The sequence below is a fragment of the Collinsella aerofaciens genome, from assembly GCF_015561195.1.
GTDB classification, from domain to species: Bacteria; Actinomycetota; Coriobacteriia; order Coriobacteriales; family Coriobacteriaceae; genus Collinsella; species Collinsella aerofaciens_AC.
In genome coordinates this window covers 1-15,435 of record NZ_JADMSU010000003.1, presented here as the reverse complement: position 1 = coordinate 15,435, position 15,435 = coordinate 1, and the positions used below count along the sequence as shown (strand labels likewise).

The window sequence follows — 15,435 nt, the reverse complement described above, 5'->3', positions numbered from 1 at the left end:
CCATGGCCGAACCCACGCTTTTGCCCGAGCGGCTTCAGTACCGCCCGACCAAGATCGAGCTCGACGAGAGCATCGAGAAGGCCAAGGCGACCCTTCTTAAGAAAATCAAGCGCTCGGTGTACGTCTACCGTGTCGACTGCGGCGGCTGCAACGGCTGCGAGATCGAGATCTTCGGTTCCATCACGCCCGTCTTCGACGTCGAGCGCTTTGGCATCAAGGTCGTGCCCTCGCCCCGTCACGCCGACGTGCTGCTGTACACCGGCGCCGTGACGCGAGCCATGCGCATGCCGGCCCTGCGCGCCTTTGAGGCCGCACCCGATCCCAAGATTGTGGTGTCCTATGGCGCGTGCGGCTGCACCGGCGGCATCTTCTACGACAACTACTGCGTCTGGGGCGGCACCGACAAGATTTTGCCGGTCGATGTCTACATCCCCGGCTGCCCGCCCAGCCCCGCGCAGACCATCTACGGCTTTGCCATGGCGCTCGGTCTGCTGGACCAAAAGCTCCATGCCGAGACCACGGTGGAGGTCGCCGGCGAGCAGGCCGATATCCTGCACCCCGGCGTGCCGTACAAACTGCGCGTTGCCATCGAGCGCGAGGCTCGCGCCATGAGCGGCTACCGTTACGGCCGTGACCTGGCCAACGAGTTTATGGATACGCTCGAGGGCGCACCCAAGGGCGATATCCGCGGTGCCATGGCGCTGCTCATCGACAAGCAGGACGATCCGCGCCGCGTCGAGGTGTACTCGGCGCTGCAGGATCTGGTGCTGGCCGGAGGTCGCTAGATGGAGCTCACGGACCGCTCTGGTTACTTTGCGGGGCCCGGCATGCTCGGCGGCTCTTTTGGCGATGCCTCACGCGCAAGCGACGAGGCTGCCGAGGGCGTCGCCGACCCCTGCCTGGGCCATGCGCCCGACCAGGTGGTCTTCTACGAGCTCACGCGTAAGTTTGTGGAGACCGAGGAAGACGTTCCCCAGGAGGCCTGCGATGTGCTGTATTACACGCTCGCCGTGGGCCACCACACCGGCGTGCTCGACTGCTTTGAGCCGCGCCTGTCGGTGCCGGTGGATGTGTTCTATTCGCTCGTCGACGCGTTGCCGGAGGGGGAGGCCAAAACCAAGTTTGAGGCCATCCGCTCCTTCGGCGAGTGCCAGCTCGACAAGGCGGCGGTGCCGTCACTGCTCGAGGCCTGTGATGCGCTGCTCGACGAGCGCGGTTTTCGCGGGTCGGCCAAGGCCGGCATCTCGGTGTTCGACGACGACTTTGGCCTGCATGCCCAGCAGGTCGCGTTTCTGATGAAGTTCCGCGATCTGGTGGAGCGCGTGCGCGATGTGTCGGGCGTGTATCTGACGGGAAGGTTGCAGTAATGGGTCGCGTTGTGGATGGACGTGTGAACGGCGCCCCGTTTGCGGGTATCGTGCTCACGGCGGGAAGCGTGCTGCGTGCCGACGATGCCGCCGGCCCCGTGCTCTCCAAAAAGATGGAGGACGCACCCATCGCCGGTTGGTACACGATCGACGGCGGCCAAACGCCCGAGGACGACATCATCGAGGTCAAGCGCGAGCGCCCGCCGCGTTTGGTTCTGGTCGATGCCGCCGACATGGCGCTGCCCGTCGGGTCCATCCGCTTGCTCGACAAGCGCGATGTGGCCCGCAAGTCGATGTTCACCACGCATTCGCTTCCTTTGTCGATTCTGATCGAGGAAATCGAGCAATCGTGCGATGATATCGTCTTCGTTGGGATTCAGCCGGGCGACACGGAGTTCTACAACCCCATGTCCCCGGAAGTCTTTGACGCCGTCGACGCCGTGTACGACGCCGTGGTCGCCAACGACTTTTCCCACTTTGTCCGCTTGGGGCAAGAGCAATAGGAGCGCTTGTCCCTGCTGATTAGGAAAGAAGTGATTGACATGGCAGATTCCAAGGCAGAATATCCCGCTCCCGATTGCCTGGCGCCCGCCGCGATCGAGGCCAAGACCGAGGCCGCCGGCGTGACCAAGGCCAACCTGCCGGTCGCAAAGGCCTTTCTGTTGGCAATGTTCGCCGGTGCGTTTATTGCCTTCGGCGGCCTGTTCTTTACCGTGTTCTTGAGCGATAGCACGCTGGGCTGGGGCGCCCAGCGCGTCGTGGGCGGCCTGTGCTTTTGCCTGGGCCTGGTGCTCGTGCTGGTGTGCGGCGCCGAGCTGTTCACCGGCAACTCGCTTATGGTCTGCGCGCTCAAGAGCAAAAAGATCACCCTGGCTCAGATGCTCAAGGCTTGGATTGTCGTATGGGTCGGTAACTTTGTCGGTGCCCTGTTCATCGTCTTTTTGGTGTACATGGCCGGCATTTACAAGCTCAACGGCGAGGCAGTCGCCAATTCCATGGTGAGCGTCGCCGCCGGCAAGGTGACGATCGACTGGGTGACGATCTTCTTCCGCGGCATCCTGTGCAACATCTTTGTGTGCCTGGCTGTGTGGATCGGTACCGCCGGCAAGACCGTGGCCGATAAGGTCGTGGGCATTTTGCTGCCGATCGCTGCTTTTGTGGCCTGCGGTTTTGAGCACTGTGTTGCCAATATGTACTTTTTGCCCATGGGTGCCGTGATGCATGCATGCGGCTATGGTGCCGACGTCGCCGGCGCCGATGCGCTCAACGCCGCGGGCATTGCGTTTAACCTGTCCGCCGCCACGCTGGGCAACATTGTGGGCGGTGCGGTTCTGGTCGCGCTCGGCTACTGGTTTATCTACGCCAAGAAGTCCGAGGCGTAAGATATCGTCTGTTTGACGTTAGGCCTCCCGCGGGGCGTTGCCGTGCGGGAGGCTTTTTGGGTCTGGGGCCCGTTGCCGGTCTTTTGGCCTGTTGTGTTTGGCTGATGAAAGGGGTAATCGAGATGGCATCTGCTGTGAAGCGTGACGGTCGCGCCGTGGTGACCACATGCGGGGGATGCTATGCCGATTGCGCCTTTGCGGCCCATGTCGAGGATGGGCGTGTGGTGGCCGAGTTGCCGGTGCCGGGGCATCCATGCGCGGCGCGTGCCCTGTGCGCCCGCGGGCGCCATCGCCTGGTCATGCCGTTTGACGAGCGCGATCGCATTGTGCACCCCATGCGCCGACGAGCTGATGGCTCGGGGTTCGATGCGATTTCGTGGGATGAGGCGTTCGCGCAGATCGCTGCGCGCCTTGAGGGGATTGTCGACGGGCATGGTCCGCGCGCGCTGGGCATGACGCTCGGCGTGCCCTCGTTCGACCGCTACTGGGCATATCGCTTTATGCATGCGCTGGGCTCCCCCAACGTGTATGGTGCCGACGGTGCCTGCGAGGTAAGCCGACTTACCGGTTGGGAGCACAGCCTGGGCTACAGCCCCGCCTCCGACCTTGCGCATACCGACTGCATCATGTACCTTGGGCGTTCCTTGGTGGATTCGTCGACGACGGGGGCCGTTGATGCGCTCAACGATGCGCGTCGGCGCGGGGCGAAGATCATCGTGGTTGACCCCCGGCGCAGCGGTTCGGCTGCTATTGCCGACCGCTGGCTGCGCGTGCGCCCGGGCTGCGACTTGGCGTTACTGCTGGGTATTGTCCATGTGTTGATTGCCGAGGACCTGTACGACCGCGAGTTCGTTGCCCGCTATACCACAGGCTTTGACGAGCTGGCGCAGGCGGCCCGTGCTTGGACGCCCGAGTGGGCCGAGTCGATGTGCGACGTGCCGGCCGCAGAGATTGTCGCCACGGCGCGCGATCTCGCTGCCGCCGCGCCTGCTGCCGTGGTGGACGCCGGCTTTCATGGCGGCATTGGCATCGCGTATGCCAATAGCACCCAGACTGCGCGCGCGATTTGTCTGGTCGATGTGCTGCTGGGCTGCATCGGACACGCGGGCGGTGCCCTCAACCCGCCCACGCCGCTTGCGTTGGGCGATTTGGACCCTGCGTGTTTCGCGACGCCGTCGATGCCACGTGAGCCCAAGTTGGGGTCCGAGCGCTATCCACTGGTCGATCCGGTTCGCGGCCTGTGCACGACCATCGGTCAGTCGATTCTTGCCGGCGATTTGCGTGGACTCATCGTCTATGCCAGTAACCCCGGTGCGGGCTATGGCAATGCGCAGGCTTGGTTGAGTATTTTGCGGCAGCTCGACTTGCTCGTGACGATTGATATTCGCTGGTCCGAGACAGCGCGCGCTTCCGACTTCGTGCTGCCCGATGTGACGTATCTGGAGGCCGACCGCGGCGTGGGAACGGTGGCGGGCGTCAACGATGCGCGCGTGTTCTACCGCAACGCTGTGCTGCCCGTGCAGCATGACGACACACGTCCCGGTCGGGAGATTTTTGCCGGTCTTGCGCAGGCTTGTGGCGTGGGCGAGTACTTCCAGTTTACGTCTGACGATCTGGCGGCTGCCCAGGTGGCGCCTTTTGGGATCAATCTGGACGAGCTCAAGGAGCGCGGCTGGGCCGACACGGGTGTTGCGTTGCCGTCGCGTACGGGCGAGCCGGCGATTCCCTTGGATGGCGGCATAATTGCGCTGGCAAGCGACGTATGGGAACGAGCCGGCCTGGGTCGTGTACCCAACTGGATCGCTCCCATGGTGGAGCCTGGCCCGGGGATGTTTCGCCTCATTAGCGGCAACCGTCCCTTTGAGTCGCATACCTCGCGAAGGCTTGCAGCCCAAGGTGCCGCTGAGGCTGGGTCGGACCTGGATGCCGTGCAGATGAATGCCGATGCTGCTGCGCACATGGGCATCGCCGACGGCGAGATCGTCGAACTCGTGAGCGATATGGGCCGCGACCGCGTGCGTGTGGAGACGACGCCGTATCTGCATCCGGCGTGCATCTTCACCTCGGCCGCCCCCGGTGGGCGTTCGTTTGACGCCGATGCCGGTGGCGCTCAAGGCTTGGGCGTGGGCCCGCTCGACCATACGCCGTTGCGTTGGGACCCGTTGACGGGTGCCGCGCTCACCCAGGAAAACGCCGTTCGCGTGGAAAAGATCGCGGCGTGCGGGGATAATGACGAGTAATTGACTCAGTTGATGTATTCGACTGATCCACGTTTCTTTTGAAAGGCCGCACATGAGCGATAGCCAGAACATGTCCGATGAGGTGCGCGCCCGCCTGCGCGCCATTCCTTCCGTCAACGAGCTGCTTGCCGAGTGGCCGGTGGTGAAGGCTGCGGGGGAGACCTGCGACGCGGTGGTGCATGCCGCCGTGACGGCTGAGCTCGACGAGGAGCGCGCCGCGATTCGTGCCGGTGCCGCCCCGCGTTCCAAGCGCGAGCTGGCCTCGGCCATCGAGTGGCGTGCGCATCGCTCCGCACTGCCGAGCCTGCGCCCAGCCGTCAACGCCACGGGTGTGGTCATCCATACCAATCTGGGCCGCGCCCCGCTCGCGGAGTCGGCGGCAAAGGCCGTGGCCGAGGTTGCGCGCGGGTATAGCACGCTCGAGTACAGCGTCGACACCTGTTCGCGCGGGTCGCGCAAGGAACACGCCGCGCAACTGATCCGCTCGCTCACCGGTGCCGAGGACGCGCTGGTCGTCAACAACAATGCCGCCGCGGTGCTGCTGGTGCTGGCGACTCATGCCGCGGGCAAAGAGGTCATCGTGAGCCGTGGTGAGCTCGTCGAGATCGGTGGCAGCTTCCGTATTCCTGACGTCATGGCGGCCTCGGGCGCCAAACTCGTCGAGGTCGGCGCCACCAACCGCACGCATTTGGGCGACTACGAGCGCGCCATCACGCCCGAAACGGCCATGATCCTGAAGGTCCATCCCTCCAACTATCGTATCGAGGGTTTTCACGAGGAGGTTGGTTCTCGGGAGCTTGCGGCGCTTGCTCACAAGCATGGCCTGCTGTTCTACGAGGACCAGGGGTCGGGCGCGCTGTTGCCCGACGACATCTTGGTGCGCGGCGGCGAAGAAACCACGCCAGCTTCGGTCGCGGCAGGACTCGATATCGTGTCGTGCTCGGGCGATAAGCTGCTGGGCGCGGCGCAGGCGGGCATTATCATGGGCCGCCGCGATCTGGTCCAGGCCTGTGGGTCGCATCCGCTTATGCGCGCCCTGCGCCCGGGCAAGTTGGCGCTCACGGCGCTCGAGGCCACACTGCGCATCTACATGGACGGCGCCGACGTGGCACACCGTGATATTCCGGTGCTCAGCATGCTTACGCTGCCGCGGGCTCACCTGGAGCGTCGTGCCCGCAAGCTGCGCGATCGTATGGCCGCCGGGCTCGATAAGGCCGGTTGCCCGTGCGCCGTGCAGGTGGAGATCGTTGAGGAATCGTCGACCCCCGGTGGCGGCTCGCTGCCTACCGTCGAGCTGCCCACGATGTGCGTTGCCGTGCGTCTTGTTGACGCGCGCCTGACGGTCGATGCGCTCAAGCGCTCGCTTGTCCAGGACTTCGACACGCCGGTCGTCACGCGAACCTCGCACGATCGCATTTTGTTTGACGTCCGTACGCTCGTGGGCGACCGCGATATCGAGACGGCGGCGTCGACGCTTGCCGCATGCGTTGAGAAGGCGATTGCTCGATGAGTGAGGTTCAGGCGCTGGTGGAGTGCCCCGTTATCGTTGGCACGGCGGGCCACGTCGACCACGGTAAGTCGGCGCTGATCGAGGCACTGACCGGCAAGAATCCCGACCGTCTGGAGGTTGAGCGCCGTCGCGGCATGACCGTTGAGCTGGGCTTTGGCGAGCTGACGCTGCCGAGTGGCAAGATTGTTGGCCTGGTCGACGTGCCGGGCCATGCGCATTACCTGCGCGCCATGGTGCAGGGTGCCACGGGTATCGACGTGGCCGTGCTGGTGGTTTCGGCCGTCGAGGGCGTGATGCCGCAGACCCGCGAGCACGTGCACGTGCTGGAGCTGCTGGGCGTCACGCATATGGTGGTGGCGCTGACTATGTGTGACCTGGCCGATGCCGAGATGACCGAGCTTGCCGAGCTCGATGTCGATGACTTTTTGTCGGGTACCGTGTTTGCCGACGCGCCGATCGTGCCCGTGTCGTCCAAGACCGGCGCGGGGATCGATGACCTGCTGGCTGCGCTCGACGAGCAGGTTGCCGCTTGCTGGGATGCCTGCCGTGCCCGTGCCGAGGCCACCGATGCCGCGCCGCGCCTGCCCATCGACCGCTGCTTTACGATCAAGGGCGCAGGCACCGTGGTGACGGGAACGTTGCACGATGCGCCGGTTGCGGTGGGCGACGAGCTGATGGCTTTGCCGTCGCGTACGGTCTGTCGCGTGCGCGGGATTCAGGTGCATGGCGATACGCAGCGCGCGCTGCCTGGACAGCGCGTGGCGCTCAACCTGGTTGGCGACGGCGTCGCGGCACTTGACCGCGGCGAGATGCTGGGCGTGGCGGACCGTTTTGGTCAGACGTTGCGCTTTATGATGACGTTTACGTATTTGGGTCGCGAGGGAGCCAAGCCGCGTGTGCTCGAGTCGGGTGCGCGTGTGCACGTGATGGCGGGTACGGCAGAGGTCGTCGGCCGCATCATGCTTTTGGAGGGCGAGGCCCCCATGGCGGTGGGCGAGACCCGTACCGTGCAGGTGCGCCTGGAGGAGCCGCTGCCGCTGCGTGCCGGAGACCATGCCGTGGTGCTGTCGTATTCGCCCGTTATGCTCATCGGCGGCGGGCGCGTGCTGCTTGCGCGCTGCCGTCGCTCGCGCGAGCTTTCTGCCGGCGAGAGCGCACTGCTTGCGGCGCTCGAGTCCGGCGATATCGCGGGCGGTGTGGGCGCTTGGCTGGCGTTGCGGACGCTGCCGGTTAAGGCGATTGATGTTGCCGAGGCTTTGGATCTTGGTGTCGGCGAGGTCGATGCCGCACTGCGCGGGTTGGTGGCGCAGGGCTCCGTTCGCAAGCTTGTCGTGGGTGATGCGGGCCTCTTGGCGGACGCCGTGGTGCTCGACGCCGCGATGGATGCCCTGGCGGCGACCCTGTCAGCCATGCACGCGGCGGCTCCCAAGGAGACGGGCTTTACGCCTGGCGCCGTTGCCCATGCTGCGTGGCCTGCCGCTGATGAAGGCGTTGCCGCGGCCCTGATTTACGAGGGCTGCTCGCGCGGCGTGTGTGCCTCCGAGGGCGCCGAGGTGTTCGACCCGCACTCCGCTGCCGCTGCGGCGCGTGTGGTGCGCGAGGCCTGCGAACGTATCGTTGCCTTGCTGGACGAAGCCGGCCTCGATGCACCGGCGCTTCCCGAGGTGGGCGAACGGCTGCAGCTCGGCCGCGACACCATGACGCGAGCCCTGCGCGAGCTTTCGCTCAACCGCTCGATCGTTAAGGTCGAGCGCGACGTTGCCCTGTCCGCCGCCGCCGAGGCCCATGCGCGTGATGTCGTCGCAGCGGCCATCGCCGATGCCGGCGGCGCTGCCACCACGAGCGTGCTGCGCGAGGCGCTGGGCGTGTCGCGCAAACGTGCCATCAGCATCTTGGAGCACCTGGATGCTGTGCGCTTTACAGTGCTCGACAAGGAGGCCGGCGGCCTGAGGTCCCTACGCTAGATTGACTGCTCGGTTTGGTAAAATACCGCCGCACTTGGGAACGGATGGGCTCCGGTGGGCTCCGCGGTCCTCAAAACCGTTGCGAGGCGTGCAAAACGTCTTGGATGTGTTCGATTCACATACGTTCCCGCCATATGCTACCAGCGCTTTTGTGCTCGCGGTCTTGCTGCGTGCCGCAAAGGCGCTGTTTTGTTTTTGCACGAGCTTTTCGTAGCGCCGCCATTTCGGCGGCTGTATTTAGCTTCGTGCACTGGGTTTCGAGCATGCCGATGGAGGTGTTTTGCCGTATGACTACCGTAAGACGTGCCGATCTTTCTTGTGTTATCCAGGCGGGCGGGCTGTCCTCGCGCATGGGCTGCGATAAGGCGCGCATGGCGTTTTGCGGCGAGCCTCTCATCGAGCGCGTGCTGGGTCGGCTGGCGCCAGTTGCCGGCGAGTTGGTCGTGACGACTTCGCGTCCCAGCGAGCTTGCCTACCTTGAGGAGCACACGTTTGGCGGCCTGGTGCCGCGTGTGGTGGCGGATCTTGAAGGATCGGCGGGCGCCATGCGCGGCATCGCGAGCTCGTTGGCTGCGGCTCGGCTGCCTCTCGTGGCGATCGTTGCCTGCGATATGCCGTTTGTCTCGCCGGAACTCATCGGCGCGCTTGCCGATCGTGTTGAGGCCGAGGCGCTCGACGTGTGCGTGCCGCGCGAGGAGCGGGGGATTGAGCCGCTTTGCGCCGTCTGGCGCCGTGACGCGTGTGCGCCGGTTGCCCAAGAGCTGCTCGCCTGCGACCGCCAGCGCATTCGCTGCCTGATCAATCGCGTTCAGGCTGGTTATATGGATGAGCCGCAGATCGTTAAGGCCGCCGGCTCCACGCTCTGCTTCGAGAACGTCAATACGCCCGAGGAGTTTGCGGCGGCCGAGTTACTCGCCTAGACGATGGGAGTTGCCATGTCTCACGATATTTGCCCCGATACCGGGGAACCTTGCACTTGTGACGGATCCGAACCCTGTACCTGCGGTTGTGGTGGCTGTGGACATACCGAGGAAGAGGAAGCGGCCGCCGCGGCGTATCGCGAGGCACACCGCGAAGGCCCGTCCGGTGATGCCCTCGACCACGAACGCAAGATCATCGTATCGTTCGACAGCACCTTCGATGTGATGGAATGCGAGCAGCTGTGCCTGGATGCCGGCGTGCCCGGGCGCATTATGCCTTTGCCCGGCTCCATTACCGCAGGTTGCGGCCTGTGCTGGGCCATGCCGTTCTCGGGCGATGCGCTCGCCGCCTTCCGCGCTGCCACCGAAGGCCGCATAACCCCCACCGACTACCATCAGCTCGTCCTTTAACCACCAACACCACCACATTGGGGACAGGCACCTTTGTGGTGGTTTGGAACACGTGGACGAAACAGGTTTGAAACACGGGTTTTGCACGTCAGGTGCTCAAAAACGCTTCTACCTGCATCGTAATCAAAACGAAACATCTGCTCGTTGTCTTATGCGAAACTTTGCTGCAACAGTGCGATATTATCCATACTCGATAAAGTTCGCGGCGCATAGGGTGCCGCGACCGACATTTTTCGTTTCCCATCATTGGAGGAAGCATGAGCTACACGCAGAAAGTTCTCGACGAGCTCAAGGCCCGCTATCCCGAGCAGCCTGAGTTCATCCAGGCCGCGACCGAGATCCTCGGCACCATCCAGCCGGCGCTCGACGCCCACCCCGAGTACGAGGAGGCCGCCCTGCTTGAGCGCCTCGTCGAGCCCGAGCGAATCGTTATGTTCCGTGTTCCCTGGGTCGACGACCAGGGCAAGGTCCAGGTCAACCGCGGTTACCGCGTCGAGTTCAACTCTGCCATTGGACCCTACAAGGGCGGCCTGCGCTTTAACCCGACGGTCACCCTGGGTATGCTCAAGTTCCTGGGCCTGGAGCAGATCCTCAAGAACAGCCTGACCACCCTTCCCATGGGCGGCGGCAAGGGCGGCTCCGACTTTGACCCCAAGGGCAAGTCCAACAACGAGATCATGCACTTCTGCCAGTCCTTCATGACCGAGCTCTATCGCCACATTGGCCCCAACACCGACGTTCCTGCCGGCGACCTGGGCGTTGGCGGCCGCGAGGTTGCCTACATGTTCGGTCAGTACAAGCGCCTGACCAACGAGTGGACCGGTGTCCTTACCGGCAAGGGCCTCTCCTTTGGCGGCTCGCTCGCCCGTACCGAGGCCACCGGCTACGGCCTGGTCTACTTTGTGGACGAGTACCTCAAGAGCCGCGGCGAGTCCTTCGAGGGCAAGAACGTCGTCGTTCACGGCTCCGGTAACGTCGCCATCTACGCGGTTCAGAAGGTCGCCCAGCTCGGCGGCAAGGTGCTGGCCTGCTCCGACACCCACGGCTGGGTCGAGGACCCCGACGGCATCGACTACACCGTGCTCGAGCATGTCTACAACAAGAAGCGCTCCGGCCACGACAAGGGTGTTACGCTCGCCATGTACGTTGACGAGAAGCCCAACGCCGTGTGGCACGAGGGTGACGGCCGCGGCGTGTGGCAGCTGCCTTGCGACATCGCGCTGCCCTGCGCTCGCGAGAACACGCTGCTGCTCGAGGACGCCCAGGCACTCGTCGCCAACGGCTGCAAGGTGGTCGGCGAGGGCGCGAACATGCCCACGACCATCGAGGCCACGACCTACTTCCAGGAGAACGGCGTCGCCTTTATGCCCGGTAAGGCTGCCAACGCCGGCGGCGTGCTCGTGTCCGGCCTGGAGATGAGCCAGAACGCCGAGCACCTGTCCTGGACCTTCGAGGAGGTCGACGGCAAGCTCGAGCAGCTCATGCGCGGCATGTTCCACAACGTGGACGACACCGCCAAGGAGTACGGCGAGGAGGGCAACTTCGTCATGGGCGCCAACATCGCCGGCTTCCTGAAGGTCGCCGACGCCATGCTCGCCCAGGGCGTCTGCTAAATCTTCGCTCGATATAGCATCGCAGAAGGCTCCCAGTCATCTTGGCTGGGAGCCTTTTTTGATCCGCATGCGACGGAGGAAAACGGTTCATTTTGTCCCGACACGAGCTATGCCCCCTCGTTTGGTACACTTAAAGGCACTGGACAAGTGAAGAGATGGGGGAGAACGTGCTCAAGTTCGGTACCTACGTCCGTGTTGGAAACGCGGCCGAAGCCTATGAGCTCTTACAGAAGAACCGCAACAACAAGATTGTGGGCGGCGGCATCTGGATGCGTCTGGGTTCGCGTCGTGTGGCGACGGCGATTGACCTTTCGGCCTGCGGACTCGATCAGATCGAGGAGACCGAGACCGAGTTTCGCATCGGTGCCATGTGTACCCTGCGCCAGCTCGAGCGCCATGCCGAGCTCAACGCGCTTGTCAACAATGTCTTTGAGTTCGCCGTCCACGACATCGTGGGCGTGCAGCTGCGCAATACCGCCACGGTGGGCGGCAGCATCTACGGCCGCTTTGGCTTCTCGGACGTTCTCTCGGCGTTCCTGGCGCTCGATTCGTATGTTGAGCTGACGGGCGCCGGCCGCGTGCCGCTCGCCGAGTTCGTGCGGATGGGTTACGTGCGCGACGTGATCGAGCATGTCGTGGTCGTCAAGCACGATTACCGCGCGAGCTATGAGGCCGTGCGCAAGGCTGCGACCGACTTCCCCTCGTTGAACGTCACCGCCGCCTGGTGGGACAACACCTGGCACGTCACCGTGGGCGCCCGCCCGCTGCGCGCGACCCTGCTGCAGGGCGAGGCGTGCGGCCTTACCAACGAGCATCCTTCCGAGGACGAGCTGCGCGCCCTGGCCGTGTCCGTACGCGCGTTGAGCTACGGCACCAACCTGTGGGGCTCGGCCGACTACCGCCGCCGCATCTCGGCCCCGCTCGCCATCCAGGCCGTGCGCCGTGCCGCCGGCATCGAGCTTTCTGCCGCGCTTGCCCGCGAGCTCGAGACCGTGCAGACCCCTAAGTTTGCCACGGACGAGTATTCCTGCCGCCGCGTGCCCGGCGTCGATTCTAGCGAGGTGCGCTAATGGCTGCCAAACTCATCGATCTTTCCTTTACGCTCAACGGCCGTAAGGTCAAGGTTCAGATTGCCCCCGACACCATGCTCTTTGCACTGTTGCGCGAGCAGGGCTGTGCGTCGGTGCGCTGCGCCTGCGAGACCACCAACTGCGGCCTGTGCACGGTGTGGCTCGACGGCGACCCGGTGCTGAGCTGCTCGGTTCCCGCCGCGCGCATCGAGGGCCGCTCCATCACCACGCTCGAGGGCCTCAAAGCCGAGTCCGAGGCGCTTGCCCGTGCGATGGCTGCCGAAGGCGCCGAGCAGTGCGGTTTTTGCGCCCCCGGCCTCATCATGAACGTGCTGGCGCTTGCACGCGCCGCCAAGGAGGACCCGAGCCTCGTCGCCACGCGCGAGGAACTCTCACGCCAGCTCGCCGGCAACCTCTGCCGTTGCAGCGGCTATGAGAGCCAGCTGCGCGCCATCGTCCGCTTTCTTAACGAGTCCGGCGTGCATGTGGGCTTTGAGATGCCCGAGCTGCCGGTCAACGACACCAGCTGCGACGGTGTCTCGTACAAGCAGATCACCCATAAGCAGCCCAAGAAGGACTCGAAGGCGCTGCTCGAGGGTCGTCCCGTCTACACAGGCGACATGGTGCCCGCCGGCGCGCTCATCGTTAAGCTCAAGCGCAGCCCGTATGCGCGTGCCAAGATTCGCTCCATCGATACGTCGCGTGCCCTGAAGGTGCCCGGCGTCGTGGGCGTCTACACCTACGAGGACGTGCCCCAGCGCCGCTTTACCATCGCCGGCCAGAGCTACCCGCAGCCGAGCCCCTACGACCGCCTGATCCTCGAGAACCTCGTGCGCTATCAAAACGAGGAGGTGGCGATCGTCGCCGCCGAGACCGAGGAGGCCGCCGACAAGGCGCTCAAGCTCATCAAGGTCGACTATGAGGTGCTCGAGCCGCTGCTTGACTTTACCCAGGCGCTCGATAATGACATCGTGGTCCACCCCGAGGGCGACGTGACCTTTATGTTCCCGCAGGGCGGCGACGTCCCGCGCAACTTGGTATGCAGCGGCACGAGCGACTTTGGCGACTTGGACGAGGCCTTCGCCCAGAGCGACATCGTCTTTGAGCGCACCTACACCAGCCAGGCCACGCAGACCGCGCCCATGGAGACCTTCCGCGCCTTCGCGACAACCGACGCGTTCGGCCGCATCTCGGTGACCACTTCCACGCAGGTGCCCTTCCATGTGCGCCGCATGGTCGCGCAGTCGCTCGACATTCCGCAGTCGCAGGTGCAGGTCATTAAACCGCGCATCGGCGGCGGCTTTGGCTCCAAGCAGACGGGCTGCTGCGAGATCTTCGTTGCGTTTGTGACGCAGCAGACCGGCCGTCCGAGCTACTGCTGCTACACCCGTGAGGAGACCATCACTGCGGGCAACTCGCGCCACCAGATGCAGATGACCGTTAAACTGGGCGCCATGAACGACGGCACCATCACGGCTATCGATCTGCACACGCTGTCCAATGCCGGCGCGTACGGCGAACACGCCACCACGACGATCGGCCTATCGGGCCACAAGAGCCTGCCCATCTACAACCATGTGAAGGCGAGCCGCTTTAGCTGGGACGCCGTCTACACCAATACCAACCGCGGCGGCGCGTATCGCGGCTACGGTGCCACCCAGGGCCAGTTTGCCGTGGAGAGTGCCGTCAACGAGCTCGCCGACATGCTGCACATGGACCCGGCCGACCTGCGCCTTAAGAACATCGTGCGCGAGGGCGAGATCATGCCGCAGTACTACAACGAGAAGCTCAACGCCTGCGCGCTCGACCGCTGTCTGCTGCGCGCGATGGACATGCTCGGTTGGCGCGACAAGCCGCTGGCCGTGGACCTGGGCGACCGCGTACGCGCCCTGGGTTGCGCGCTCACCATGCAGGGCTCGGGCATCTCCAACGTCGACATCGCCGGCATCGACATGCGCCTGGAAGAGGACGGCTTCATTACCATCGGCACCGGCGCCACCGATAACGGCATGGGCGTCGACACGATCCTGGCGCAGATTGCCGCCGAGGAGCTGGGCGTGGAGAGCTCGCTGATCGTGGTGCGCGGCGTGGACACCGACGTGTCGCCGTTCGACGCCGGCTCGTACGCGAGCTCGGGCACGTACGTGACGGGTCTGGCAGCCAAGAACGCCGCGACCGAGCTGCGCGATAAGATCTGCGCTAAGGCCGCCCAGATGTGGGACGTGGACGCCGCCGATGTGGTCTTTGATGGTCAGTATGTGCGCTTGTCCGACGAGCGTGCCGCGCGCGAGCAGAACCGCTACCTCACGCTGCGCGACTTTGCCAACCTGTGCGTCAAGAACATCGCGGGCGGCGACGCGCTCACCTCGCATGCCTCTGCCTGCCTGCCCGTTTCGCCTCCGCCGTTTATGGCCGGTATTGCCGAGGTCGAGGTCGACAAGGCCACCGGCAAGGTGACCGTGGTGGACTACGCGGCGGCTGTGGACTGCGGTACCGTGATCAACGAGGCGCTCGCGCGCGTCCAGGCCGAGGGCGGCATTGCCCAGGGTATCGGTCACGCGCTCTACGAGATCGTCGAGCACGACGACCGCGGTCGCCTGCGCACCGGCAACTTTATGAGCTACAAGCTGCCCACGCGTCTGGATATCGGCAGCATTCGCGTGGCCTTTGAGCCGAGCTACGAGCCGACGGGCCCGTTTGGCGCCAAGTCGATCGGCGAGGTTGTCATCAACACGCCGCTCGCCGCCGTGGCCTCGGCCGTGGCGCACGCCACCGGCCACCAGGTTCGCTCGCTGCCGATCACGCCCGAGAAGGCCCTGCTGGGGGAGTAGACGAGGCGCCGCTGCTCTTTGCCGAGCCTGGGGAAACCGCATCCCGCTTTTCGTCCGAATTGCGGGATGCGGGGTAGCTAATTTGGGACGGGGCTTTTTTAGCTACCCCCACAAGCGGGGTAGCTAA

At 64.6% G+C, this 15,435-nt stretch carries 12 protein-coding genes, 1 tRNA gene and 1 pseudogene; all 14 read left to right on the top strand.

What is annotated here, in order from left to right; all coding sequences use genetic code 11:
• Positions 1-2: 2 nt before the first annotated feature.
• Positions 3-785 carry an NADH-quinone oxidoreductase subunit B family protein gene (locus I2H81_RS04110; protein WP_195644660.1) on the top strand — a complete coding sequence of 261 codons (783 nt, stop codon included), beginning with the start codon at positions 3-5 and terminating at the stop codon, positions 783-785.
• The gene (locus I2H81_RS04105) at positions 786-1,367 is read left to right on the top strand and encodes a formate hydrogenlyase maturation HycH family protein (RefSeq protein ID WP_099431578.1); all 582 of its coding nucleotides are present in this window, start codon (positions 786-788) and stop codon (positions 1,365-1,367) included. It begins immediately after the preceding gene.
• Positions 1,367-1,870 (top strand): hydrogenase maturation peptidase HycI, encoded by a 504-nt coding sequence (hycI, locus tag I2H81_RS04100; RefSeq protein WP_195644659.1) that lies wholly within the window; start codon positions 1,367-1,369, stop codon positions 1,868-1,870. Before I2H81_RS04105 ends, hycI begins: the two co-directional genes overlap by 1 nt.
• Before the next feature lie 39 nt (positions 1,871-1,909).
• A complete protein-coding gene (locus I2H81_RS04095; protein ID WP_195644658.1) occupies positions 1,910-2,749 on the top strand; it encodes a formate/nitrite transporter family protein in 840 nt (279 codons plus the stop codon).
• A 122-nt stretch (positions 2,750-2,871) separates the two neighbouring features.
• Positions 2,872-4,989, top strand: a complete 2,118-nt coding sequence (locus I2H81_RS04090; protein ID WP_195644657.1) for a molybdopterin-containing oxidoreductase family protein — start codon at positions 2,872-2,874, stop codon at positions 4,987-4,989.
• Between the two features lie 52 nt (positions 4,990-5,041).
• Positions 5,042-6,499 (top strand): L-seryl-tRNA(Sec) selenium transferase, encoded by a 1,458-nt coding sequence (gene selA / locus I2H81_RS04085; RefSeq protein ID WP_229108064.1) that lies wholly within the window; start codon positions 5,042-5,044, stop codon positions 6,497-6,499.
• A complete protein-coding gene (gene selB / locus I2H81_RS04080) occupies positions 6,496-8,463 on the top strand; it encodes a selenocysteine-specific translation elongation factor (RefSeq protein WP_195644656.1) in 1,968 nt (655 codons plus the stop codon). The genes selA and selB overlap by 4 nt, the downstream gene beginning before the upstream one ends.
• Before the next feature lie 36 nt (positions 8,464-8,499).
• Positions 8,500-8,596, top strand: a tRNA-Sec gene (locus tag I2H81_RS04075).
• A 154-nt stretch (positions 8,597-8,750) separates the two neighbouring features.
• Positions 8,751-9,383, top strand: coding sequence for a molybdenum cofactor guanylyltransferase (gene mobA, locus I2H81_RS04070; RefSeq protein ID WP_195644655.1), 633 nt, complete (start codon positions 8,751-8,753; stop codon positions 9,381-9,383).
• 15 nt (positions 9,384-9,398) lie between these two features.
• Complete coding sequence (locus I2H81_RS04065; protein ID WP_195644654.1) at positions 9,399-9,794, top strand: DUF3343 domain-containing protein; 396 nt, start codon at positions 9,399-9,401, stop codon at positions 9,792-9,794.
• 257 nt (positions 9,795-10,051) lie between these two features.
• Positions 10,052-11,407 (top strand): NADP-specific glutamate dehydrogenase, encoded by a 1,356-nt coding sequence (gene gdhA / locus I2H81_RS04060; RefSeq protein ID WP_148332129.1) that lies wholly within the window; start codon positions 10,052-10,054, stop codon positions 11,405-11,407.
• Positions 11,408-11,574: 167 nt separating this feature from the next.
• Positions 11,575-12,477, top strand: coding sequence for an FAD binding domain-containing protein (locus I2H81_RS04055; protein ID WP_271817472.1), 903 nt, complete (start codon positions 11,575-11,577; stop codon positions 12,475-12,477).
• Positions 12,477-12,920, top strand: a pseudogene (locus I2H81_RS10605) ((2Fe-2S)-binding protein); the annotation flags it as partial. The gene I2H81_RS04055 and the pseudogene I2H81_RS10605, both read left to right, overlap by 1 nt.
• 177 nt (positions 12,921-13,097) lie before the next feature.
• Positions 13,098-15,308, top strand: a complete 2,211-nt coding sequence (locus tag I2H81_RS04050; RefSeq protein WP_411266929.1) for a xanthine dehydrogenase family protein molybdopterin-binding subunit — start codon at positions 13,098-13,100, stop codon at positions 15,306-15,308.
• The last annotated feature ends 127 nt before the right edge of the window (positions 15,309-15,435 follow it).